The 22656-nt window shown below is 48.3% G+C and carries 27 protein-coding genes and 1 tRNA gene; 15 read left to right on the plus strand and 13 right to left on the minus strand.

The window, feature by feature from the left end:
- Positions 1–4 precede the first annotated feature (4 nt).
- From AC0YOA_RS35280 to AC0YOA_RS35290, 3 genes are all read left to right on the plus strand, one after another.
- On the plus strand, positions 5–1099 hold the full coding sequence (locus AC0YOA_RS35280) for a GerAB/ArcD/ProY family transporter (RefSeq protein ID WP_475790556.1): 1095 nt from the start codon (positions 5–7) through the stop codon (positions 1097–1099).
- Entirely contained in the window at positions 1096–2214 is a 1119-nt protein-coding gene (locus tag AC0YOA_RS35285) for a Ger(x)C family spore germination protein (RefSeq protein ID WP_475790557.1), read from the plus strand. The genes AC0YOA_RS35280 and AC0YOA_RS35285 overlap by 4 nt, the downstream gene beginning before the upstream one ends.
- Positions 2215–2340: 126 nt before the next feature.
- Entirely contained in the window at positions 2341–2514 is a 174-nt protein-coding gene (locus AC0YOA_RS35290) for a hypothetical protein (protein ID WP_475790558.1), read from the plus strand.
- A 155-nt stretch (positions 2515–2669) separates the two neighbouring features.
- Here AC0YOA_RS35290 and AC0YOA_RS35295 read toward each other — a convergent pair whose 3' ends face one another.
- From AC0YOA_RS35295 to AC0YOA_RS35320, 6 genes are all read right to left on the minus strand, one after another.
- Positions 2670–2876 carry a hypothetical protein gene (locus AC0YOA_RS35295; protein ID WP_475790559.1) on the minus strand — a complete coding sequence of 69 codons (207 nt, stop codon included), beginning with the start codon at positions 2874–2876 and terminating at the stop codon, positions 2670–2672.
- 125 nt (positions 2877–3001) lie between these two features.
- Positions 3002–3370, minus strand: a complete 369-nt coding sequence (locus AC0YOA_RS35300; protein ID WP_475790560.1) for a hypothetical protein — start codon at positions 3368–3370, stop codon at positions 3002–3004.
- 2 nt (positions 3371–3372) lie between these two features.
- Positions 3373–3558: a hypothetical protein gene (locus tag AC0YOA_RS35305; protein WP_475771044.1), complete on the minus strand. Its 186-nt coding sequence runs from the start codon at positions 3556–3558 to the stop codon at positions 3373–3375.
- A 5-nt stretch (positions 3559–3563) separates the two neighbouring features.
- Positions 3564–3845 (minus strand): hypothetical protein, encoded by a 282-nt coding sequence (locus AC0YOA_RS35310; protein ID WP_210046070.1) that lies wholly within the window; start codon positions 3843–3845, stop codon positions 3564–3566.
- A gap of 232 nt (positions 3846–4077) precedes the next feature.
- The gene (locus tag AC0YOA_RS35315) at positions 4078–4506 is read right to left on the minus strand and encodes a phage tail terminator family protein (protein WP_475790561.1); all 429 of its coding nucleotides are present in this window, start codon (positions 4504–4506) and stop codon (positions 4078–4080) included.
- Between the two features lie 401 nt (positions 4507–4907).
- Positions 4908–5561, minus strand: a complete 654-nt coding sequence (locus AC0YOA_RS35320) for a DUF1492 domain-containing protein (RefSeq protein WP_475790562.1) — start codon at positions 5559–5561, stop codon at positions 4908–4910.
- A gap of 356 nt (positions 5562–5917) precedes the next feature.
- Here AC0YOA_RS35320 and AC0YOA_RS35325 point away from each other — a divergent pair, with 356 nt between their 5' ends.
- The 4 genes from AC0YOA_RS35325 (at position 5918) to AC0YOA_RS35340 (ending at position 8956) form a co-directional block, all read left to right on the plus strand.
- Positions 5918–6301 carry a helix-turn-helix domain-containing protein gene (locus AC0YOA_RS35325; protein ID WP_475790563.1) on the plus strand — a complete coding sequence of 128 codons (384 nt, stop codon included), beginning with the start codon at positions 5918–5920 and terminating at the stop codon, positions 6299–6301.
- Positions 6302–6325: 24 nt separating this feature from the next.
- Complete coding sequence (locus tag AC0YOA_RS35330; protein ID WP_475790564.1) at positions 6326–6736, plus strand: ImmA/IrrE family metallo-endopeptidase; 411 nt, start codon at positions 6326–6328, stop codon at positions 6734–6736.
- Positions 6737–7034: 298 nt separating this feature from the next.
- Positions 7035–7727 (plus strand): FadR/GntR family transcriptional regulator, encoded by a 693-nt coding sequence (locus AC0YOA_RS35335; RefSeq protein WP_475790565.1) that lies wholly within the window; start codon positions 7035–7037, stop codon positions 7725–7727.
- Positions 7724–8956 (plus strand): CynX/NimT family MFS transporter, encoded by a 1233-nt coding sequence (locus AC0YOA_RS35340; protein ID WP_475790566.1) that lies wholly within the window; start codon positions 7724–7726, stop codon positions 8954–8956. Before AC0YOA_RS35335 ends, AC0YOA_RS35340 begins: the two co-directional genes overlap by 4 nt.
- Before the next feature lie 323 nt (positions 8957–9279).
- Here AC0YOA_RS35340 and AC0YOA_RS35345 read toward each other — a convergent pair whose 3' ends face one another.
- Positions 9280–9522, minus strand: coding sequence for a YolD-like family protein (locus AC0YOA_RS35345; RefSeq protein WP_210046050.1), 243 nt, complete (start codon positions 9520–9522; stop codon positions 9280–9282).
- 443 nt (positions 9523–9965) lie between these two features.
- Here AC0YOA_RS35345 and AC0YOA_RS35350 point away from each other — a divergent pair, with 443 nt between their 5' ends.
- Positions 9966–10211, plus strand: coding sequence for a hypothetical protein (locus AC0YOA_RS35350; RefSeq protein ID WP_210046049.1), 246 nt, complete (start codon positions 9966–9968; stop codon positions 10209–10211).
- Between the two features lie 104 nt (positions 10212–10315).
- Here the strand turns inward: AC0YOA_RS35350 and AC0YOA_RS35355 are convergent.
- A tRNA-Met gene (locus AC0YOA_RS35355) sits at positions 10316–10392 on the minus strand.
- 188 nt (positions 10393–10580) lie between these two features.
- Between AC0YOA_RS35355 and AC0YOA_RS35360 the strand changes: the two genes are divergently transcribed.
- The 7 genes from AC0YOA_RS35360 (at position 10581) to AC0YOA_RS35390 (ending at position 18615) form a co-directional block, all read left to right on the plus strand.
- Complete coding sequence (locus tag AC0YOA_RS35360; protein ID WP_475790567.1) at positions 10581–11036, plus strand: hypothetical protein; 456 nt, start codon at positions 10581–10583, stop codon at positions 11034–11036.
- Between the two features lie 340 nt (positions 11037–11376).
- Positions 11377–13692: a helix-turn-helix domain-containing protein gene (locus tag AC0YOA_RS35365; RefSeq protein ID WP_475771039.1), complete on the plus strand. Its 2316-nt coding sequence runs from the start codon at positions 11377–11379 to the stop codon at positions 13690–13692.
- 413 nt (positions 13693–14105) lie between these two features.
- Positions 14106–15005, plus strand: coding sequence for an ABC transporter permease (locus AC0YOA_RS35370; protein WP_475790577.1), 900 nt, complete (start codon positions 14106–14108; stop codon positions 15003–15005).
- A 28-nt stretch (positions 15006–15033) separates the two neighbouring features.
- Positions 15034–15930: a carbohydrate ABC transporter permease gene (locus AC0YOA_RS35375; RefSeq protein WP_475790568.1), complete on the plus strand. Its 897-nt coding sequence runs from the start codon at positions 15034–15036 to the stop codon at positions 15928–15930.
- A 107-nt stretch (positions 15931–16037) separates the two neighbouring features.
- Complete coding sequence (locus AC0YOA_RS35380; RefSeq protein ID WP_379114281.1) at positions 16038–17735, plus strand: extracellular solute-binding protein; 1698 nt, start codon at positions 16038–16040, stop codon at positions 17733–17735.
- A 211-nt stretch (positions 17736–17946) separates the two neighbouring features.
- Positions 17947–18207, plus strand: coding sequence for a hypothetical protein (locus AC0YOA_RS35385; RefSeq protein ID WP_475771036.1), 261 nt, complete (start codon positions 17947–17949; stop codon positions 18205–18207).
- Between the two features lie 282 nt (positions 18208–18489).
- Positions 18490–18615 carry a sporulation protein YjcZ gene (locus AC0YOA_RS35390; RefSeq protein WP_210046044.1) on the plus strand — a complete coding sequence of 42 codons (126 nt, stop codon included), beginning with the start codon at positions 18490–18492 and terminating at the stop codon, positions 18613–18615.
- A 666-nt stretch (positions 18616–19281) separates the two neighbouring features.
- Here the strand turns inward: AC0YOA_RS35390 and AC0YOA_RS35395 are convergent.
- The 5 genes from AC0YOA_RS35395 to AC0YOA_RS35415 all read right to left on the minus strand — a co-directional run.
- Positions 19282–19401, minus strand: a complete 120-nt coding sequence (locus AC0YOA_RS35395; protein ID WP_475790569.1) for an AgrD family cyclic lactone autoinducer peptide — start codon at positions 19399–19401, stop codon at positions 19282–19284.
- A gap of 28 nt (positions 19402–19429) precedes the next feature.
- The gene (locus AC0YOA_RS35400; protein WP_475790570.1) at positions 19430–19606 is read right to left on the minus strand and encodes a hypothetical protein; all 177 of its coding nucleotides are present in this window, start codon (positions 19604–19606) and stop codon (positions 19430–19432) included.
- Between the two features lie 289 nt (positions 19607–19895).
- Positions 19896–20126 (minus strand): ATP-dependent DNA ligase, encoded by a 231-nt coding sequence (locus AC0YOA_RS35405; RefSeq protein WP_475790571.1) that lies wholly within the window; start codon positions 20124–20126, stop codon positions 19896–19898.
- A gap of 1178 nt (positions 20127–21304) precedes the next feature.
- The gene (locus AC0YOA_RS35410; RefSeq protein WP_475790572.1) at positions 21305–22189 is read right to left on the minus strand and encodes an alpha/beta fold hydrolase; all 885 of its coding nucleotides are present in this window, start codon (positions 22187–22189) and stop codon (positions 21305–21307) included.
- Between the two features lie 210 nt (positions 22190–22399).
- Positions 22400–22656: glycosyltransferase (locus AC0YOA_RS35415; protein ID WP_475790573.1), on the minus strand; the 257-nt coding region annotated here is incomplete at its 5' end.

Genomic DNA, 22656 nt, shown 5'->3' on the forward strand with positions numbered 1-22656 from the left:
TGCCTTGAATGAAAAGCTGAGTACATTTCACATTGCCCTATTAATCTACATGATCGAGCTTGATGTAACCATGTTCAGCATGCCCAGGCTTGTTGCGGAAAACATCGGAACCAACGGGTGGCTCGGTGTTATTCTGCTTTCATTTGCAGCCGCCGTTAATATCATGTTGATCCAGCTCGTCTATCGTATAGGCAGGGGACGCTCCGTGTTCGAGATTGCCGGGCATACGCTTCCCCGCTTCGTCCTGTATCCGTTCTATATTCTGCTTGCCTTGTTCTGGACGGCGCTCGGGAGCTTTATCTGCAAAAAATATGTTCTGATCTTTCAAATGCTATCTTTCCCCACAACGAACCCGATGCTGCTGTATGGGGTAATCGTTCTTCTGATGTTCTACTTGCTGACCAAGGGCATTTATAATATCGGGAAAGTGAGTACGATTTTTTTCTTTTTCACTATCGTTTTGATTTTTTTTATCTTTTATTATATTCCCCACTGGCGGATCGTCCATTTTACGGAGTATTTTTTTCAAGGAACAACCGGAGGGCATAGTTGGGTCGGCTGGATTGAGGTATACACCATTTTTGTTGGATTTGAGCTGGCCCTGCTGCTTTTTCCGTTCACCAACAACAAAAGCGGCTTGATCAAAGGGGTTTATGCCGGTCATTTCATTCATTTGTTCACGGTTCTGCTGCTGATTCTCACCTGCTTCGGCTTCTTCAGCTTCGAGCAGCTGAAGATCCTGATGTATCCCGTCATTAATCTGTTATCCTTTATTGAGCTTCCCTTTATTAACAGAGTCGAAAACCTGATCTATACCATATTCCTGTTTGCCAATCTGATCTCACTTGTCATGTTTACATGGGCTGCCTTGATGAGTTTGAAACAAATATTCCCCGCAGCCAAAGCCGGAATTCTGGAGCTGGCATTAGCCGTATTGTCCTTCGGATTCGGATGCATCCCCCGCATCGCCCGGGAATCTGAACGGCTGCTGATCCTGGCATATTATGCCGAGATTGCGTTATCATTCACAGCCCCTCTGGCTTTACTGCTGCTGTTAGCCTGGCAAAGCTTATTCCGCAGGAAGGGATCAATGCCATGAAAAAAGCCATCCTATGCCTGACTCTCTGCTTCTTCCTGACAGGCTGCAGGGACGAGAAAATTATTGAGCAAATGGGTTTCGCACGCACCCTCGCTTACGATACGGCTAATCCGGATGGCAGCGGCAATTTGCTGCGGATCACGATCAGCATACCTCAGGCTCAGCCTCATCACACCCGAATCCTGCTGTCGACAACAGCAAGGTCTAGCAAGGAAGCGCGGCTCATCTTCACCCGGGAGAATAACCGGCAGGTAGTCAGCGGACAGCTTCGGACTGCTCTATTTGGCGAGAAATTGTCATCAATCGGGTTATGGCATCATGTGGACAGCCTTGTCCGCGATCCGTCCATCGGCAATACAGTGAGTGTGGTCGTCGTTGAAGGCGATGCCAACGATTTACTGGAAAGCGACTTCTCCCAGTACCCTTCGACAGGGGAATATATTGAAACTCTGATTCGCTCCGGCAGCCGTGCGAATGAAATCCCTTCATCCAATCTGTATACCTTTACAAGAGATTTCATGGACAAGGGGATTGACCCTGTCGCTCCGATCCTTAAGGCATCGAAGGAAAGTATTAAACTTGATGGCTTGGCGCTGTTTCGGGAAGACCGGTATGTGGGAAAGGTTGAACCCAGGGACTCGCTGCTGATTGCCTCTATGATGGGCCGCGTTCATTCAGGAGAGCTGGCGATTCCGGTTCCTTCGGAGAATGGGGAAGAGAGCGATATTGTCATCATGAGCTTTATGTCCAGCAAACGAAAAATAACGATCAGCCACAAACAGCCCATTAAAAGCGGCTCCGACCTGAATGTGGTCGTTCATATGAAGCTGCGCGGCTCGCTGCTGGAATATACCGGCACTATGAAGCTCCAGGAAGCAGAGATTCAAAAAAAAATGGAGGCGATGATGAGTGCATATCTGGAAAAGGAAGGAACCCGGATCATTAAGATGATGCAGCAGTTAAGCGCGGATTCCCTGGGAATCGGTCAATATGCGCGAAATGAGATGAGCTATGCCCAGTGGGAGCGTACCGACTGGCATGCTTTCTTTTCCCAGGCGAATATTAAGGTCGTCGCAGATGTGAAAATCAAAGATATCGGAAAGGTGCAGCAGTGATGCTGCGTACGTGGACCGCATGCCCCCCCCCAAAACTGCAGCGTTTCACCGGAGAAATAGAGGCTTGCCTCTCCTGCCCGCTTCTATGTTATACTGCTAAAATATCCATGCAGGAGGGTTAATGAAGTGAAAATTTATATCATTCTTTCGTTTAATGAAGACGGAATGGAAAATGTTTATGCAGGTACGGACGAGGAAAAGGCATTGTCCTTGAAGCCTCGGGATTTTGAGAACTGCGATGCTCTATTCGTGGAAATATGGGAAGACGGAGAGAAAACGGATGATTTTCGTCTGGAATGACGGGGACAGCAAAGCAGGATGGAATCATAAAAGGAATGGCACTAGTGCCTGGGGTGAAAATAGTAGAAGAAGAGACGCTTCAGGCATGTTCAAGATGCTTGAAGCGTCTTTTTGGGTTGAAGAGAGTGCCTTGGTCAGGAGGGAGGAGTAGGTGTTCACCGGATTGCGATGCCAGATGCTTTGCGCACTTCATCCGCCAGGCGGTGAATTTCGGCGCGGGCTTGTTTATCTGTGGTCATCTCGTAGATGCTGGCCAATAACCGGATGAGCGTATCTGCGTCCCTGGTGTTCATTTTCATGCTGCCCTCTTGGGGGACTGGAGAAGCGGTTATGGGGATGGCGCAGTCTATTCCTTTTGCCATGTATGTTCACCTTCTCTCCGTGGTGGGTTGTTTGTTGAAGTCCAGTACGGCCTTCTCGATATGAAGCGGATCGTCTCGGAGGAGACAACCTCGGTCAAATAGGGGTGCAGCTGCGTCATGTTTGATCATCCTTTCGTTTTTGGTTTCTTTTTGAAATAAACAAAAGCGTCATAGCGTTTCTTATAGGTTTGTATGGACAGGAGAAATAACCCCAAAGCTGCCGCCGACTGGGCTGTCAGCCATGCCAGCCGCTGGATTTTCTCCAATTTCAAGCTGATGAACCCCAGCAGTTCCGATAGAGAAATCCAAAGCGTAATCCCCATGGAGAGGGTGTAGGCTGATAGAAAAAAGAGCATCGCCAGCAGAAATGCACTGACAATGCCCGATTTGATCCGCTCCTTGTAATAAGGGATTTGCGAGATCAGAATGAATGAGGCTGAGATGGTCGAGAAGGCATACAGCAGGAAAAAGGTCCAATCAATAAATAGAGACATGATCAATCCCCCTCCTTCTCGTAAACAAGATATTTGGCGAAATTGTTGTTTTTGACGATGTCCTGCAGCTCCTGCGATAAATGACGGTAACGATGAATGGATAACGATACGCTGATGGAGGCGTTGTTGAGATCATCCCGTTTGTCCCGAAATCGGGGGAGAAACCATTCCAACCATTTTAGAGGCATGCTTGTCATCCTCCCCTGTTGTCAGGGGTGTCCTTCTTGATATTTTTGAACCACTCGATCATCGGCGCCATCACACCTTCGCGTTCCTTGTCCAAAATCTCCTGCAGCCGGTCCCGGTCTTCTTCCGCCCTGTCCAGCAAACTGCGTGGCACCAAGTCACCACGGATAAGCATCCGGACGATATAGAGCACCACAATGAGCAGGACAATAGCCAGAATAAGTGAAAGGCCATACTTTTCCGCCAGCTGCGCAAGCTTTTCAATGGATGTCAATTGTTCCGGATCCATCCTGGTGACCTCCTCTTTAAATATAAAAAACAGCCTCACGTCAGTGGGGCTTAAATGGTCTATCAGACTTTTTCTTAGGTCACGAAAAGCTGTCCATTTGCATATCCGAGCTTACCTATTGTCCTCACCGACTTCAATCGTGATCACGGTACCGGGTTCACCCCAAGACAGAGCGAGGGGAGGCCTTTCGAAAAGGTTAATGCCGCAGGCGGGTCATTGGTCATATTGCCGTTCATGACTTGGTCCCCTCCTTGATCTGCATGCTCTGCATAAGCGGTTCAACCGGCTTCTCCTGAATGACCGGAAAGGCATAGTCGACTGAAAAATGCAGCATATTCTCTATCTTTTCATGTTTCATATTCGTGCCGTGATAATAGGCCCCATCAATGCCGATAAGCGCCAGATGCTCATACAAGCTCTCGGCTATATCCCTTACCATCTCAGGTGTTTGGCCCACAGCCTTATAACCAATATCGAAGGTATGCACCCGCCGGTACCGGTTGTTCAGCTCTTGGGTCTGCACAACCTTCGCCAGCTTCACGATAAAGCATGGATGCTGCTCGTCTTCATTCTCTTCCCCGTAAATCTCAATGTCCGGAAACCAACTTTCGAGATTCGCGAGAAGACCTTCATAAATCCGGTTGATCGTAACCAGTATCATCCCTTATTCTCCTTCCTTCCGCCCGATTTCCTGGTTTTTGACGCTCACTCCTTTGCCGCCCGACTGCTGCTTGTGTGTCTCATCCCGGCCGATCATCCTCCTGTTCCCCTTCATGGCTGATGCTTGCTTCTTCCGCCTAGTTTAACGCCATCCGACAGGGCCCTTTCGGCGAATAATCCCGCTTGTTGCTTGGCTCCCCGCTTGTCCTTGCCTCGTTTGCTTCATTTGTTCATGTTATCATAATAACACGATTTTACGAACAAATGTTCTCATATATGTCCAGATTTTGTCCAGCCTATGCGTCCGAAAGGGATAAAAAAAGACGAACAGTCCGCGACCGTCCGTCTTATTGCTTTGCCCGATTCCGTTTCTCGCAAGCGGTGATCAAGGGTTCTCAATACTCATCTCCCAGCTTGCGGATGGTCCGGCGAACCTCCTGCTCCTGTGATCGCGCCGTACTCCTCAATGGATTTGCGCCTCCAACTGTAAAGCGTCGAACGGGAAACTCCCAGCTCGTCCATAATCGCCGATACGTGCATATCCTCCATGAATTCCAGCCGCAGCAGCTGCCCATATTCAGGTTTATACTCACCCAGCACCTCGATCGCCCACTCGATCTGCTTCTTCTCCTGCTGGATCCTCTGCAGTTCGCTGATTCGCTCAATCACTTCATCGTAACCGCCGCGGGCGCCCGACCTTGCTTCAATGACCTTCTCAATCTTGCCCTTCAGCTCCCGCAGCAGCTTCTCGTCTTCCTCGTCTGCAGGACTGAGACCGCTAACCTCCCTCAGCTGGCTGTGCGTTCCTGTCCTGTATTGGGTAAGGTAGGCATGGGCTGTCGTTTCCAGCTTCTGCTCCCGTTTGTTCAGATACATATAGGAAGGAAGCCCGCGCAGCTGACGGTGAAGCTCCTGAAGCTGATCATCCTGACGAAATGAACTGATATAGATCCCGTTGCCTACCGGCTGCTTCTCCAGCACCTTGATCCGGGCAGTCAATCGCTTGTAGGAGCGCAGCTGCTCGAGAGCCGTCTGCCCGTAGTGAAATTCTGTCATTTTCTGATCTCTCCTTTTCCTTCGATTGATAATTAAATTATCATTACAGATAGCATTGATGGGCTATTTCGGGATAAAAGAACTTTCCTTCATCAAGAAAATCAATCTTCAGATATCGTCAACCGAGAACTCGCAAAGAATTCGGAACAATCGCTAAGATCCTGCGAAACCGCTCATTTTCGATAAGAAGAAAATCCGGTTGACATCGAAAATAAAATTATCTATACTATTGAACAAGATAATTATTTTATCATTAAGTAGCAAATCAGGACCGGGTCCTCGATCGGTAAGATTATTATAAAAGATAATTATTTTATCCGTCAAGCGATTTGGAAATATTGTTGGAGGTCATAAATATGAGTATGGGAGCAATGCTGATTCGCCTTCGGGAGGAAAAGGGCTTAACGCAGGCCGATGTCGCCGCGAAGCTCGGAATCAAGAGGGCCCGTTACAATGCCTGGGAGAATAATATCGCCAAGCCCCGTGTTGCGATGCTCAATCAATTGGCTAATTTCTATGGCGTAAATCCCGATTTTCTGCTAGGCTTTGAATCACACACCCCTCTTCCCGATTGGGCAACCTCCAGAGACAAGCGCGATTTCAAGAAGATGCTGGAGGAGGACGAGGTCGTCATGTTCGACGGCGTGCCGATCAGCGATGTCGGGAAGCAGCGCGTCATGGACGTACTGACCGGGTTGTTCTGGGAAGCGAAGCAGATGAACAAGAGGAAGAAGAAATAACCGCTAACGATAAAAGGTGATGCCATGAATGAAATCATAACCAAACTCATCCGCCGGTTTCAGACCAACGATCCTTTTGAGATTGCGCGTGGGCTTGGAATTCATATCCGGTTTCTGGAGCTTGCGGAAGGCACCCGCGGCCTGTATTACAAGAAGCTGCGCAGGCGCTTTATTGTCATTAACGATCAGCTCGACGACAACTGGCAGCGCTTCGTCTGTGCCCACGAGCTGGCTCATGACCGTCTCCATCCCGGACTTAGCCGATTTTTGCTGGACGAGCAATCCTTCTATAATGTCGGAAAATACGAACGGCAGGCCAATAAGTTTGCCGTCCGGCTGCTGACAGCCGGCAGTCCTCCTGTCAAAGGAGAAACGATTGAGAAGCTGCTGAAGCGCAACGGCATCCCTGAAGAGATGCAAAGCTTTTTCTACTAACAGCGGCAGGCTCGATCTCTTTTTATTTTGCATAAGGGATTGGCTGGAGACTTCGGCAGCGGCGCTCAAATTTTTCTTACCTCTGCAATAACGCACGAAACTTAAAATTTTCCGATATTAACACACACGCGAATGCTGAGCCATTGCGCGTGTTTTTATTTGCCGGATTTCCCGGTCTGCTGCATAACAACCGGCATCAATACCGCCGCATTCCAGTAACTCTCGATTTACATCCGCCGATAGATATGATAATTTATAAACAACCAAACATCCTACGTTTAAGAATGGAAGTGTAAAGATGCTCCAACAACCAACCCGATTAACCCTTGTCGAGCAGGTAGCCCGTCAAATAGAAGCCATGATTGAATCCGGCGATTGGGCTGTAGGCACTCGCATACCGGCTGAACCGGAATTAATGATGCAGCTTCAGGTTAGCCGAAATACATTAAGAGAGGCAATCCATGCGCTGATTCATGCCGGGCTGCTCAAGACGCGGCAGGGTGACGGAACCTATGTCAGCTCCTCCAGCGCCCTGGGCTCACTCATTCAGCGGCGGGTCCTTCGATCCGATCTGCTGCAAACGCTGGAGGTTCGGCATGCGCTGGAAAGAGAAGCGGCGTACCTTGCAGCCACCCGCCGTAATGACATGGATATTGAAACCATCAGCTCCCATCTGGATGCCTGTCAGAGAGCTGTTCGGAACCAGGACCAGAATGCCTATATCTCTTCGGATATTCTGCTGCACCAAGCGATCACAGCAGCAGCCCATAATGACGTACTGATGGACTTGTACAGCCATATCAGCGGGGCTTTGCAGCAATCCATTACCTATCTGGTTGAGCTGCGGAGCCGGAATTTGCATGAAGAATTTCATCAACAGCTGGTTGAAGCCATTATTGCCGGGGATGCCGATAAGGCGGTCGAAGCGGTACAGTTATATATCAAGCAGTCCCGAATTGATCTGGAGAGCCGAGTGGAGGAATCACCATGAGTACAGGCAATGAACTAAGGCTGCATCCATCGCAACTGGAATCTGCCAGCCGCACGCAAGGAAGTCTGTTGATCCTCGGTTTTATCTTTATAGCTGTAAATATGCGGGCGCCTCTAACGTCCGTTGGTCCGCTGATCGGATCAATCCGCGATTCCTTGGGAATCTCCAGCACCCTTGCCGGCAGCATTACGACATTACCTCTGCTTGCCTTTGCCTTATTATCGCCATTTGCTCCTGCGCTGGCCCGTCGTTACGGGATGGAACGGGTGCTCCTGTATGCTCTGTTTGCACTTGTTCTGGGCACAGCTTTGAGATCAGCCACCAATGGACTTGGCGCCTTGTTCGGGGGTACTATTCTGATCGGGCTTGCCATCGCGGTTTGCAATGTCCTGCTGCCAAGCCTGATCAAACGGGAGTATCCGCATAAAATCGGGATGATGACGGGAATATATTCGGTTTCGATGAATTTATGCGGGGCGATCGCAACCGGGATCAGCGTCCCCTTGGCCGGTCATATTTGGCTGGGCTGGAGAGGAGTCCTTGGTTTCTGGGGGATTCTTGCCTTGATTGCGATAATAATCTGGCTGCCGCAGCTGAACAGCCATCGGGCTTCATCTCCTGCAGCATCCGGTGCAGCCATTCCACAAGGGAATATATGGCGGTCACCGCTCGCCTGGAAGGTAACCTTATTCATGGGGCTGCAGTCGCTTATTTTCTATATCACCTTAACCTGGCTGCCGGAAATCCTTGTGGAGCGGGGAATGAGCTCAAGTACAGCAGGCTGGATGCTATCGCTTATGCAGTTCGCTCTTCTTCCCTGCACATTCATTGTTCCGATTCTGGCCGGGCGGATGAAGAATCAGCAGCCCCTTGTGATCGTATGCGCCTTGTTATATCTGATCGGTTTTGGCGGGCTTTTCTTTCGAAATATTAGCCTGGTTCCGCTTTGGGCAGTCATTCTGGGCATTGCCGGAGGCATCTCTTTCAGCCTGGCCATGATGTTCTTCAGCCTGCGCACCAGACATGCCCAAGAAGCAGCCCGCCTGTCCGGGATGGCGCAATCTGTCGGGTATTTGCTCGCTGCGATTGGCCCGGTCCTGTTCGGCATGCTTCATGATATGCTCGGCAGTTGGACATCTCCTCTGTTGATGCTGGTCACTGCCAGTGTCCTGATCGCTGTTTTTGGCATGGGGGCGTCAAGAAATCAATACATTGGGCAGACCAATTAATACATCTTGTCCCTCTCTTGAAATATTTCTTAATCTAAATGTCATATCCTCTTCATCTGATTTTAAGATTAGCCGCCTATAATAAGAACTAACAACCCCCCTTTATTAATATAGAACGACTTGGACCCGCATCTGATGCGGGTCACTTTTTTTTATAGCAGGAAGAAACGGCTGTCTCCGTTCTTTGACGCCGCAGTCAGTTTCTTCCCACGGACCTTCTATTGCAATCGAAACTGGTGAAACTTTTAATTTTCCATAAGTCAAAGAAGCCATTTCCACACAAGGGAGAATGGCTTCGTTCATGAATATGACCGGATTATAATTCAGCTGGCGTTCTCCACATTCATAATGTCCAAAAAAGGAACCTTCGTAATTTCACCAAGATTCTCCATATGTACAAGCCTCGTCCGGGCATCCATTAAAACAATCCTGCCTTGAACCTTGTTCTCCCAACCCCATACCGTCAACAACAGCTCCGAATCCTCCTGTTTGGCTTCTGTCAGCCTCTCACCGAGCTCTTCGAGCTGAAACTCATCTCTTGTTGGCCTTTTTGGCGCTTTAGCCATGCCTGTCCATTCCTCTCTGTCACAAAATTTACTCTGCAGGTTCCAATAAAAAAAGAAACAGGCCGCTTCCCCGACTAAGGTTTGCAGCCCATCAACGTCGTTTTGTCATTCCCGGATTTCTTGCTGTCGCTGGCCTCGGGCGGTACACAGCAGCTTTGCTTGACGATCTGCCATTATAAATTTCCTACCCTTAACATTACCATAATAATTAGCAAGAAGAAACGGCTTCGCCGTCCACTGGCGGCGTATATTTAGTTTAAGCAAAGTATGGACCAAATTTCATACTTTCTACTATTTTAATAAAGAATAAATAATGAAACGACTATCAAAAGAGCCATACTTCAGAAAACCCTTTGTTTTCCGCATCCATTTGTGACATCATAAAGCATGACGAAGAAACCGGCTGTCCATCAGGCTGGTTTGAGGTCGGAAGGAAGATGATCATGGACGACATAAAATCTGTAACGGTAGAATTCAATGGCAACACGTACAAATTACTGGCCGATCCTGATATAACGGGACGGCTGCTGACAGAAGGCAGATTTCAGGCTAACGATCATGAATTTTCTGTGCATGCTGTCGACCGTGAGGGAAAGGATTGCCATATTTATTGGATTCTGCCGGTAGTTGATGGCGTTGCCATTGACTCACTGAACTGGGCGCATATTGACCGCGTCGAGTATGACTAACCGCCAGAGCTTCAAATTACCCATTGTTTAATCAAATGACGAAGAAATCCCCGATCAGCTTAGGGGCTGAACGGGGATTATGTTATGACCATTCATTTAAAAATTGGTTGCGGGGGCAGGATTTGAACCTGCGGCCTTCGGGTTATGAGCCCGACGAGCTACCGGGCTGCTCCACCCCGCGTCATTGCTTCATCCGGTTTTACCGGGAGATCATAGTATAACCCATATTATCTGAATAAGCAAATGATATCTTCAATTTTTTTTTGACTCCTGATACCTGCTTAGGCTACAGCCCATTTTGAACCAGGCAGGTATCACGATCCATTCATTGTGAATAGGCTAAGTCATCAAAGTATTGGAGGTTGAACAATGGCGATCAATCCTTATGCATATCCATATTTCCGATATCCACAGCCTTATTTTCAGCCCTATTACGCACACCCACCCGTCCATCCATACCCGTATCATCCCTGGGTATATCCTACTGGACGCGAGCCCTATTGGAACCAAGTAGGAGGACATGGGATCGGTTTTAACGCGGATGGCCATCTTGGGCCATTCGGCGCCGGCATTCATGCTGGCGGTCATCTTGGCAGCGGATATGGGGCCCCTCTCTCACCGGATGGCAGCCTTGATCCGCAGGCAGCCGGCAATTTTGGCGGCGGATATGGCTTGGGCATTAATGCCGGCGGCCACATTGGCGGCGATAAAGGATTAGGCGTGCAGGCCGGCGGTCATCTCGGCACCCATGGGGTTGGCGTCCAGGCTGGCGGGAATATTGCCGGTCATGGAGTTGGCATGAACACCGGCTTCAATTGGGGTTAAGCTCCCCTCTATATTCCTGTTAGAGCGCCTGCAGCGGCGCTCTTTTTTCTTTCTCTTATTGCTTGCAGCCTGATAATAATAGCTGTTTTTCACCATTTTGCGACATTTTTAATCCGCCAATCATCATCTTCATGGAAGCACCGTATTAAGTGTATATTTAATAGAAGCTTCGCATTCCCTGCCATTTTTTCTTCGAAAACAGGGCGTGGAGCCTCCTCATGGCTTGTGTCTTGCGAACGACTCGTGATAAGTTGCGCATGATCGTCTATAATAGGGGTAGAGAACTACGGACCGCAGTCATGCAAGCGCTTAATTTTTGTTTCGGGGGGAGCTACATACAATGAGAGGGGCAACATTTTCTCCGATGTTTCGCAGATTTCTGATTTCATATTTAATCGTGCTCCTGCTTCCCAACGTAGCCGGCTATATGTCCTACAGAGCTTCCGTTAAGGTAGCGGGGACCAGTTCCGTCGAGAACAGCCGTGCGCTGCTCAACCAGAGCAAGGAAATTCTCGAAACCCGTCTCAACGAGGTGGAGGCCTTTACCAAGCAGCTGGCCATCAATAAGGACCTGAATCTGATCATGACAGAGAAGAATCAGCACGATGCCAATAATGTATTCGGGCTGCTCGGCATGTCGAAGGACATTGCCAACTATACAAGGGCCAATGATTTTCTGCAGAACTTCTATATCTATCTGGACAACTATAATGTTGTCCTGACGGCGGATTCCTTGTACTATCGACCGGAGCATTTCTACGAGCTGAATCACTATAAAGATATGACTTTCGAGCAGTGGAAGACGACGATTTTGGATAAATTCCACGAAAATGAAATTATCCCTCTCCGCCCCTATATCAAGAGCAGCGCGCAGAACTCGGACATCACGTTCCAGAGCTCGGTCATTACATTCATCCAGTCGCTGCCAATCAACAGCTTGAATAAACCGCGGGCAACCGTTGTCGTGACGATAGACGAACAGAAGATCGGCCGGCTGCTAAGCGGCATGTTCGGGCAAAATGGAGGCTGGGGCTTCATAACCGACAACAAGGGCAACACCCTTATTTCCCAAGGCATCGATGACGCGTCGATTAAGAAGCTGTCTCATATCCCTTCGGGACAAGCGGGCGACCTGGATACCCTTGAGAACGGAATGCTTCTCATTACCGTGCAATCGGCCACAACTGGCTGGCTGTATACCGCTGGCATTCCTGAAGAGATGGTCATGCAGCAGGCCAACCAGATCAAGTATGTGACCTGGATGTTCACGGCAGGCGCTCTGATAATCGGTCTGCTGATTATATTGATGCTCGCTTACCGCAATACGGCTCCGATCGCCCGGCTGCTTAGCGTCTTTAAGGACCAGGCCGAGTCCGGGTCCGGCCGCTACAAGAATGAGTACGATTTTCTGTCAGGCAATATTTCGAATCTGATCGACAACAACAAGCTGCTCGAGTCGGAGCTGAACAAGCAGCTGCCCCTGCTGCGCGACGCCTTCATCAAGCGGCTTCTGGTAGGCGAATTTTATTCGCTGGACGAGATCGAGGCGGTTTCATCCCAGGCAGGCATCAGTGTGGGTTCCGCACAAGGTCATGTTTGCGTTATAAAGCTGAACGGATATGGAGAAATCGACAACGAGGAAATCATTCATGAATTAAGCCTCGCCCGGCTGCTGCTCAAGAAGCTGCTCCAGGAAGAGGATGAAGAGCTGCTCGTGACCGACCTAGGCTCGGATAAAATCGCCCTTCTGTACCCTAGGAAAGCGGAGCCTCAGGATGAAGCCGACAATTTGGTTGAGAGCCGGATGACACAGCTGGCCGAAGAGATATTCAACCAATACAGGCTTACTGTGAGTATCGGCATCGGCAATCCCTACCAGACGCTAAGAGATATAAGCCGTTCGTTCGACGAGGCGCAGCAGGCATCGGAATATGCCGTGTATGGCGGTGAAAGAAGAGTGGTATGGTACCTTGATACAGCCAGAGAAACATCGATGTACTATTACCCGATCGATACCCAGCAGCGGCTGCTGAACACGCTGAAGGTTGGCGAATACGATGAAGCCAAACGGATTCTGGATCAGATCCTGCTCAAAAACTTCGAGGAGCGCGAGCTTTCCTATGACATGAGGCAGCAGCTGATCGTCGAGCTCAAGGGAACGATCCTCAAGCTGATGGATCAGAAGTCCTTTCAGGATGAGGCGTTTAACGAGTCGGTCAGAAATGAAATTGCACAAATTCAACCGCTTGATGCGGTTGAACAGCTCAGAAGCCGGCTAGATACGCTGATGAGGAATATATGCAGCGCGATCGCCAAGCAAAAATCCGACGATGTCGATGAAACGATCCGCGCCATCATGGTCCATATCCAAAATCAATATACGGATCCGGATCTAACGTTGTACCGGATTGCCGAATCGGTGCAGCGTCCGGAGCGCTTCATCTCCCATCTGTTCAAGGAGCAAACCGGAGAGAACCTCTCCGATTATCTCGAACGGATCAGGATGAACAAAGCTTCCGATCTGCTGATCCAAAACGAGCTGACGATCGATGAAATTTCGGCGCAGGTTGGCTACAACAGCGCGCATTCCTTCCGGAGAGCATTCAAGCGTGTCAAGGGCGTAGCTCCAAGCGCCTACCGGCAAACATCGGAATAGCATGATCGCCAAAGCCTGTCCAACCTATGGACAGGCTTTTCTTTGTCCTTGCAGAATCACAATTATCCATTCTGAAGGTCTAATGGAAGTACCGGCGCTTGCCGCCTAAGGGCGGTGACTGCCGTTCCTTCTTTTGCCCTTGTTTCCGGTGCAAAATGTACGCTTCCGGGGAACTGTACGCTCGAATATTCTGCGCAATTGTACGCTAATTTAGACGAATTTGTACCTTTACGGGCCATGGATGAAATCGGTATCATTTGAGGTGGGCAAGAGAAGAAAGCGTTCACAACAGAGCTGCGGCACGAACATATTCTATTGCCGCTGCGAATCAAGGGGGGATTCATCTGGGCACGATAACAGCAGCAAATCAAGAGAAAACGAAGTCGCGGGGGATGCTCTCCAACCTGGGAACCATGGCGGGTCGAAGCTTAAGAAAGCACTGGCAGCTCTACCTGCTGGTCATTCCTCCATTGCTTTATTTTGTTATTTTCAAGTATATCCCGATGTTCAACGCGGTGCTGGCCTTTAAGGATTACAATGTTCTCAAGGGCATTTGGGGCAGTCCATGGGTCGGGACCAAATATTTTGAGCAGTTCTTTCATAATCCGGTGTTCGTGACGCTGCTGAAAAACACCTTGCTGATGTCCTTGTATTTGCTGGTTATCAGCTTTCCGATACCGATCATACTGGCGCTGGCGCTCAATGAGGTGAAAAGCGCGAGGTTCAGACGAGTCGTACAATTGGTCACCTATGCGCCTTACTTTATTTCCACTGTCGTCATGGTATCCATCATTATGCTGTTTCTTGCTCCAAGCACGGGGCTTGTCAATAAAATTCTCGAAGCGACCGGTTCCGAATCCATCAATTTTCTTGGCAATTCGGGCATGTTCCGTTCGATCTATGTCTGGTCGGACATCTGGCAGACCGCGGGCTATTCCGCCGTTATTTATTTGGCAGCGCTTGCGGGCGTTGATCCCTCCCTCTACGAGGCGGCCAAGGTTGACGGCGCTTCGCGCATCCAGAAAATTTGGAACGTGGATGTTCCGGGGATTTTGCCTGCAGCCGTCATCATCCTCATTCTGAATGTCGGCAATATGATGGCGATCGGCTTTGAGAAAATTTATTTGCTGCAAAATCCGCTGAATACGACGACTTCCGAAATTATTTCCACTTATGTGTACAAGATCGGACTGCTCAACGCGAACTACAGCTTCGCGACGGCGGTCGGACTGTTCAACTCCGTTATCAATCTGGTTCTGCTTATAATGGTCAATACGATTGCCAAACGACTCTCCAACAACAGCCTTTGGTAGAGGCTTCGTACAGAAAGGAGCCATTGCTATGGCGAGCATAAGACATACCGTCCGCGAGTCGTTGGGAGACCGGATGTTTCTCGGACTGATCTATCTGTTTTTAATTCTAGTATTGGTGGCAACGGTTTATCCGCTTATATTCATAATCAGTTCATCGATCAGCAGTCCCTCCGCCGTATCAGGCGGCCGTGTATGGCTGTGGCCTGTGGAAGCGACCTTTGTCGGCTACAAGGCGGCGTTCCAGAACAGCCAGATCGTGACGGGTTATGCAAACTCATTGTTCTATACCGTTGCCGGCACGCTGATCAGCGTCGTACTGACGACCATGATCGCCTACCCGCTGTCGCGAAAAACATTCTTCGGCCGCAGTGGAATGATGATGTTCATCGTATTCACCATGCTGTTCAATGGCGGCCTTATTCCAACCTATCTGGTGGTTAAAGCGGTCGGCTTAATCGATACACGCTGGGCTCTGCTGCTGCCCAATGCAATCTGGGTATGGCAGGTTATCATCGCCCGGACCTTCTTCGCCACCTCCATTCCCGACGAGCTGGCGGAGGCCGCTGAGATTGACGGCTGCAGCGACCTGCGCTTCATATTCAGCATTGTTCTGCCGCTTTCCAAGCCGATTCTCGCCGTATTGACGTTAATGTACGCTGTCGGACAATGGAACGCCTATTTCGACGCCCTGATTTATCTGAAATCCAACAATCTGTTTCCACTGCAGCTGTTCCTCCGGTCGATTCTAATTCTGAATGCGAATACAGGCACCTTGGGAGCGGGAGAAATTGCCCAGAAGCAGCAGCTGGCCAGTTTGATGAAGTATTCAATCATCGTCGTATCCAGCTTGCCGGTGTTGATTTTATACCCGTTCGTACAGCGCTATTTTGTCCAGGGAATGCTGATCGGTTCCGTCAAGGGCTGATCCCAAGGCAATCCTCCGGACCGTCCTTGAAAGGGGGAATGCTTATGTAGCTGAGATTTGCGGTTCAATCCGTTTCCATTCATTTTAAAAAAGGGAGAGGTTGCATTTTGAAAAAGAAGTGGACAATAGCCGCAGCATGCATGTTGGCTTTTAGCATTATCCTGGCCGGTTGCGCCAAGGATAACAATACGGGAACAAACGGAGGCGCTGCTGCCAATACGCCGTCTACAGGCAATGCCGAAGCGCCGACGGCCGAGAATCCGGTCACGATCAGAGTATTTGCGAATGAAGATACGGTCAACAACCAGAAACTGGAGACCAATGCATTTACGAAGCTTGTTGAGAAGCAGCAAAATATTAAATTTGAATGGACAACAGTTCCTTCTGACGGTGCTCCTGAAAAAAGACAAATCTCGCTGGCAAGCGGCGATTATCCTGATTTGTACCTGCTGGTGGCCTATGTCGACCATTTCAGCCAAAACGATCTGCTGCGCTACGGTCAACAGGGAGTTATCCTTCCGCTTAACGATCTGATCGATCAATATGCTCCGAATCTGAAGAAAACGCTTGATGAAAATCCGGACTACATGGCAATGAATACAGCACCGGACGGCAAAATTTACGGCATCAACGGGCTGAGTGCCTGCTACCACTGTTCCTTCCCGAACAAAATGTGGGTTAACAGCTCATGGATGAAGAAGCTGGGCATCGAGACACCGAAGACCCCTGAAGATTTCAAGAAAATGCTGGAAGCCTTCAAGAACGACGATCCGAACGGCAACGGTAAGAAAGACGAAGTGCCTCTTAGCGGTTCGACAGAAACCTTTGGCGTACATGTCATTCCCTATCTGATGAATGCCTTCATCTACGATGACGACCGCACCTACCTGATGATGAAGGACGGAAAAGTAGATCTCGCAGCCAATAAACCGGAATGGAAAGAAGGTCTTGCCTACATCAAGTCGCTGTATGATGAAGGGCTGATCGATCCGGGCGCATTCACACAAAACGCCGACGCGTTCAAGAAAATCGGTGAAAATGCCGACGGTCAGATTCTCGGTGCCGGAGCAGGCATGCATCCCGCAATCTTCCTGGACATCGCCGACGGCAACCGCAACTCCAAGGATTATGACTCCATTCCCCCTCTGACCGGACCGAACGGTATAAATTATGCGACCATCCAGTATACAGGGAACCAGGGGGCATCATTTGTGCTCACGAACAAAGCGAGCGAGGAAGCGCAAATTGCTGCTATAAAAATGCTTGATTCCATCTACACCTTCGACGGACAAATACAGGCGAATGCCGGCATCGAAGGCATCGACTGGCGGAAGCCGCAGGATGGAGAGAAAGCGCTCGACAGCACCGTGCAGCCGCTATGGGTAACGCTCCCGCAGAAGAGCGGCGAGAAGCCGCGCAACAACTCGTGGGGCTCGCTGGGCCAATACGATCTGGATGCCGCATTCCGCAACTCGCAGGTGCAGTCAACGGATATCTATAATGATGACGGCTACGAGCGCAGATTGTTCGACGCCACCAAAAACAACTATGACGGCAAGCAGCCGGCTGAAATCTTCCCGTACTGGGGCGTCTGGATCGATCCGGCTTCCGCCGATCAGGCCGGCATGCTGCAAACGAATATCACCACCTACATCGATCAAAACGCCCTGCAGTTCATCACAGGCGGCAAGAGTCTCGATAAGGACTGGGATGCGTACATCAAAGGTTTTGACGGTCTGGACCTGACGAACTATCTGGACATTATGCAAAAATCATACGATTCCTCCGCCTTTTCGAAGAAATAAGATTTACTCAAGAGGAACAGGCTGACGCTCGTCTTTTGGATCATGACAGATATAAAACATTTGAGGCTTCTTGCATAAGTTCAATCGAACTTGTGCAAAAAGCCTCTTTGTGTATTTCATTAAATTCTCGTAATATTCAATTCTTGGCCTATCACACTATCGATCTACTTTGCATTTAATATAGAGCAACTAATAGAAGAGAGGTGATTGTATGGCTTGTGCAAGAGCTATTCCTCAGCCTGATTTAGTATTGATCAGTTGGACAAGAAATCCTCTGGTTCCCGGTTCAGCCCGCCGCATTATTTCTGCTCGCGTTATTGGCAGCGCAGTACCGTGCAGAGCAAGTCTGGTACCAAATGGATTGCTTATCAATGCTCTGAACTGTTTATTAGACAATGATATTGGCTTCAAGATTGTATTCCGTAAAAAAACTTCAAATATTAGCGGATATTTGCTGCTGCAGCGCAACTAGTTGTTTTTTTAATGGGGTAGCAAACCGCTGCCCCCTTTTGTTATCTGCGATGATGATTTTCTGATGCCCACGGTATCAAAATCAGTTTCCAACATAACAAGTACTTATAATTCCCGAAAATACATGTATGGATCAACAAGTATCTCCCAAAGTCTTGCCCCTCCAGTATTGATTCCCTGCAGTTTCAATCATGGGCTAATGCCACTCCGTAACAACTGCCCACTCATACCCGGGTACGTGTGCATAAGTTAAAGAGTACCGAAAAACAAGGAGGTGCTTTGGATGTCCGGTGTAGTTGGCGGCGTTGGCTATGGTGGATTTGGCACAGGTATTGGCATTATTCTCGTACTCTTTATCTTGCTTGTCATAATCGCATGCAGCTGTGGAGTTGGAAAATTCGGTTATTAATTTAAGCTTTGGAACGTAAACCTCCGATCACGTTCCGGACTTGTAATCTCCCCCTAAAAAGACCCGCCTTGCGGGTCTTTTTTGCCTTTTCAACGCATATATCCTTGCTTGCTGAGGCTGGTGTGCCTCATCCCCTAATAATGAATCGGCTCGGCGCCGCTCGAAAAGGCTTTACTGCAAGCATGTAACTTTTTTGTGATTTTAATACAAAAACGGGACCCCGAAGGGTCCCGTATTCCTTGATATATAAGGGTTTTTGGTCGGATGATTACATCATGCCGCCCATTCAACCACAAGTCTGTAACATCGTTAACGCGGTGTTATAACCTTGTGGTTTCAGGAAGTTTTTAATATGTTTAAATTGTGCTATCGTGTTGTTTTTTGCATTGAGTTACTACATAAAACTTGATTGCGTTAAATTCTCATTAAATATTGAGCGATTTAACATAAACCTCAAAAGCCCCTGAAGGCATAGGTTTCTTCCCATTAAGTCAAGGTTCCCGGCATAAAATACATTCTGTCCATACGTATGCACTCCCACTATCCGCTAATAGCTATCAAGTTTAATATAACAAACGTCTGAAACATCTATATTAATTACTCCCGATGACCCCTTCTGATCCTCAGTAACCGCAAAAAACATTCATAACAACCCCCAACCTTATTTCAATAAATCTCTGGAGATGGCTCTTGATTTACATATAGCCAGCTTGCTGTGCTTACAACAACAACTGCGAATGAAGCAAGTATCGTCGCCAGTAGATATGACTCAATTTCAAACGACAAAGTCTACAAATTCAGGTGATCTTAATAATCAGGCTTTAGTCCAATTTCTTGTACATACTCTGGCCTTGATAACAGGCTGGACATAGACATAATTTTTATCCTCGCCGGTAGCCATCGTTCTTGCCACATAATAAAATACTTTCCGATAAGCAGCCGGCACCGCAAGCTCGATTACTCCCGCATACCTGCCCTCATGCTGTACCATCCAACCGAATTCGTCTTTGCGGTATCCTGCAATCTGGACCTCGGCATATGTGTAATTGATGATCTTCAGCCACTCATGAGAACGCCTGCTGACGTATCTGCTATCCTTACGCTTGGCAACGATGCCTTCCCATTGATCGCGACTTAATCACGTCATACAAGTCTGTTCCAACGCCGTCAACACTAAGTACATGGCTAAAATACGGGCTATCGATCATTATTTCATTAAGCATTGCTTTTCGCTCAATCAGTGAGCGGCTTCGTACATCCGCCCCATTGTCTGTAGCAAATCAAACACGTAGAAATGTAACGGAGATCTGGCAGCAGCCTGCATAGGATCTTTTGGATTTAAACCGCCCCATGACAGCCTCGAAATCAACTGCTCCGGTTCTTGCGTCCACACATACGACTTCACCGTCAAGTATGACATCCGCGATGCCGACAGGAACATTATGTAGCTCGGGATATTGGTTTGTGACTTCGGTATTATGACGGGTGAATAATCTAACCTTGCCATTCACCTAGAAGGAATGATTAATTATGCCCAACCTTCAGGCATCATTGGGGTATATAACAAATGAGGTTGGTTTACCATACATATTTTAGGTATGTCAATAAATATATAGGATGAATAATTCGTAAACTGCAGGAGGTATGGGTTGGATGATATGGGACTATATGAGGGGTAGGCACAAAGGTGAAATACTTCATAATAACGGTTGGTATGTCGCGTCCACAGTAACAAAGAGTTCGTGGGTTGTAACTGGTTATGCAAGTGCGGGTATTTCCAATCATTTAGTTCTGGTGCTAGAAGAAATCAGAACTGCATTCAAAAAAAGAGTTGAGCAACGGGAATATCCTCCTGCTTAGCCCCTTGGCTGCGTTAGGTATTTAGTTTTGTGTTATCATACCCGTCGTGAGTTCAGCCAGTTTTTACTGGTTGAACTCTTTTTCGTTAAAGAGTTTAGTACGGGTAGCCGGGGTAGAACGATCGTACCCGTGGGAAATGGTAATCCCGTCGCTACACCCCCTACTTGTGGGAACCATGTTTAAGCTGGTTGGGACGATGATCCCGCATAACAAGCGATGCTGTGGAACTGCAAGCAGCGTAGGGATACATTGTTACCCGGAACTCCCTCAGGTGAGAAGCCTCGGGTCATTGGTCCCATCACGATTCGATTTGACAGCGCTAAATTTTCAAAAAGTAAATGGCTTAAACAATGAGTTAACCGAGAATGAAGTATTAATAATAGACCTCCAATTTATTTCCTAGTTATAATCAGTATGCCGTTTTACTATTTCCTTTTGTGTTCTTAACTATACAGAAGGCTGAAGATGTCTGGAATATTCGTAATTCTAAATTAGTCATTGGATTACTCCGAAGATTGTTACTATTATTATAGAACGAATCGTTCTAATAATATGATATGAAGGTTGTCATTCCTACGCTCTTCCGCGCTAAATCACAGTTTTCTCCATGAACTGCTTTCTAAACTTTGGGAGGCGGTGTGAGGATGCTCGGTATCCGTACGGTGGTGTGAGCGGAGGGGGCTAGGGCGCCTCCTCCCGCCAACCCCCGTTCGGGACTTTCACCCTAGAGATGACGCCCATGCTGGACGTACAGCACAAGAGCCAACCGAATAAATTCGGCCGGCTTTTCGACTGAACGCAGTCACGCGGTGCGCTTGTTACGTATTAGTCACTTTGTTTGAGCAACGAATTCATTAACAGCTTGCGTAAATGGCTCGGTATGCTCAACGTGCTCCATATGACCGCCCCGCTCAAACACTATGAGGTGAGATCCAGGAATTTTTTCCCCCAATTCATAGGACCACCTTGGTCCGCAGTTGACATCATATTCACCGACTAGAATGAGCGTTGGCGTGGTGATAGTGTTTAGGACATCTCGGACATCCCACTCATATGGCTGGCGGTTAGGGTCTCCGAAGAAATCGAGATCAACCTTCCATTTATCTACTTTCTCCTTAACGCTCCAGTAGTTACCGAAGTATGCAGGCAATAAGCGGTGGAGAACAGCCAGAGCCGATTCTTTGTCTCTTACGTTTTTCGAATCCATCATAGCTTGCTTCGCATCTTGAGCTTCCGCGTTATCAGGCCAACGTTGAGCAAAGTTCTCGATTTGTTTAAATTGCTCCATATATAGATCAAGTCCCATAGAAGGAGCACTGGATTGGAGGATCAGACCGCCAAGTTCGTTCGGATAATCCAGAGCGTATTGAATGCCAACGCCACCGCCATGAGCATGACCCAGGAAGTAATACTTTTGTGCACCGATATGCTCGGCTACTTTATGTGCGAAATGCGCATACCGAGGCATACTATAGTCTCCGTCTGGCAGCGTATCTGATTTACCTGTTCCTACAGGTTCTAGATACACCATTGTCATTGTTTTCTCCAGCTCTGGCATCTGCAGATACTTCCAGTGAAATCCTGGTCCGCCTGAATGAACCAAACAAACGGGGCCGTTGCCAGCTACGTGATAAACTTGACGCACACCATCGATGAAGATTTCATGTTCTCCAGCTGCCAATGGTTGTTTGAAATGTTGATTAGATTGATTCATTACTAAATTCCTTCTTTCTTGCTCAGCTATTAAACTTGCATGTCACCTTTATATGCCATATACGCAGAACGACTTTAAAAATTCCTTTAATGCTTTACGCCATGGACGCAATCTTAAGTGAATGAAACGTTCATCTCACAACCACTCCCGAGCAGGTAAATAATAACTCCTTATCTCCCCGGTCATCAATATAGGTTGACAAGGGTAATATTATTTGGCTTCTAACTCGGCGACGACATTCGCGATGGCTGTGTACGGATCAAGGGCAGCATATTCCGCCTTCAATCTTTGTGCATTCGCTAAGAATTCCGTCTTAGTCAGTACGTTGAGGACCGCCTCCCGAATCGCCTCTGGCGTCGGTGTTTGGGTTTTGAGATTGATTGCGGCACCAGTATGGGCCGTGCGAGCGTTACCCTCAATCTTATCTTCGGAAATGCCAGCCAATACCATCGGCACTCCGAAACTTA

Source organism: Paenibacillus sp. JT22N12, assembly GCF_056269365.1.

Excerpts from the sequence above, each read along its gene's own strand:
- AC0YOA_RS35320 (WP_475790562.1), bottom strand. The coding sequence starts at position 5,561 with ATGACAGAATTTCACTACGGGCAGACGGCTCTCGAGCAGCTGCGCTCC.
- AC0YOA_RS35335 (WP_475790565.1), top strand. The coding sequence starts at position 7,035 with ATGCTCCAACAACCAACCCGATTAACCCTTGTCGAGCAGGTAGCCCGT.
- AC0YOA_RS35345 (WP_210046050.1), bottom strand. The coding sequence starts at position 9,522 with ATGGCTAAAGCGCCAAAAAGGCCAACAAGAGATGAGTTTCAGCTCGAA.
- AC0YOA_RS35340 (WP_475790566.1), top strand. The coding sequence starts at position 7,724 with ATGAGTACAGGCAATGAACTAAGGCTGCATCCATCGCAACTGGAATCT.
- AC0YOA_RS35360 (WP_475790567.1), top strand. The coding sequence starts at position 10,581 with ATGGCGATCAATCCTTATGCATATCCATATTTCCGATATCCACAGCCT.
- AC0YOA_RS35325 (WP_475790563.1), top strand. The coding sequence starts at position 5,918 with ATGAGTATGGGAGCAATGCTGATTCGCCTTCGGGAGGAAAAGGGCTTA.
- AC0YOA_RS35350 (WP_210046049.1), top strand. The coding sequence starts at position 9,966 with ATGGACGACATAAAATCTGTAACGGTAGAATTCAATGGCAACACGTAC.
- AC0YOA_RS35400 (WP_475790570.1), bottom strand. The coding sequence starts at position 19,606 with ATGGTACAGCATGAGGGCAGGTATGCGGGAGTAATCGAGCTTGCGGTG.
- AC0YOA_RS35305 (WP_475771044.1), bottom strand. The coding sequence starts at position 3,558 with ATGCCTCTAAAATGGTTGGAATGGTTTCTCCCCCGATTTCGGGACAAA.
- AC0YOA_RS35365 (WP_475771039.1), top strand. The coding sequence starts at position 11,377 with ATGAGAGGGGCAACATTTTCTCCGATGTTTCGCAGATTTCTGATTTCA.
- AC0YOA_RS35300 (WP_475790560.1), bottom strand. The coding sequence starts at position 3,370 with ATGTCTCTATTTATTGATTGGACCTTTTTCCTGCTGTATGCCTTCTCG.
- AC0YOA_RS35410 (WP_475790572.1), bottom strand. The coding sequence starts at position 22,189 with ATGAATCAATCTAATCAACATTTCAAACAACCATTGGCAGCTGGAGAA.
- AC0YOA_RS35385 (WP_475771036.1), top strand. The coding sequence starts at position 17,947 with ATGGCTTGTGCAAGAGCTATTCCTCAGCCTGATTTAGTATTGATCAGT.
- AC0YOA_RS35375 (WP_475790568.1), top strand. The coding sequence starts at position 15,034 with ATGGCGAGCATAAGACATACCGTCCGCGAGTCGTTGGGAGACCGGATG.
- AC0YOA_RS35295 (WP_475790559.1), bottom strand. The coding sequence starts at position 2,876 with ATGGCAAAAGGAATAGACTGCGCCATCCCCATAACCGCTTCTCCAGTC.
- AC0YOA_RS35315 (WP_475790561.1), bottom strand. The coding sequence starts at position 4,506 with ATGATACTGGTTACGATCAACCGGATTTATGAAGGTCTTCTCGCGAAT.
- AC0YOA_RS35390 (WP_210046044.1), top strand. The coding sequence starts at position 18,490 with ATGTCCGGTGTAGTTGGCGGCGTTGGCTATGGTGGATTTGGCACAGGT.
- AC0YOA_RS35310 (WP_210046070.1), bottom strand. The coding sequence starts at position 3,845 with ATGGATCCGGAACAATTGACATCCATTGAAAAGCTTGCGCAGCTGGCG.
- AC0YOA_RS35370 (WP_475790577.1), top strand. The coding sequence starts at position 14,106 with ATGGCGGGTCGAAGCTTAAGAAAGCACTGGCAGCTCTACCTGCTGGTC.
- AC0YOA_RS35330 (WP_475790564.1), top strand. The coding sequence starts at position 6,326 with ATGAATGAAATCATAACCAAACTCATCCGCCGGTTTCAGACCAACGAT.
- AC0YOA_RS35285 (WP_475790557.1), top strand. The coding sequence starts at position 1,096 with ATGAAAAAAGCCATCCTATGCCTGACTCTCTGCTTCTTCCTGACAGGC.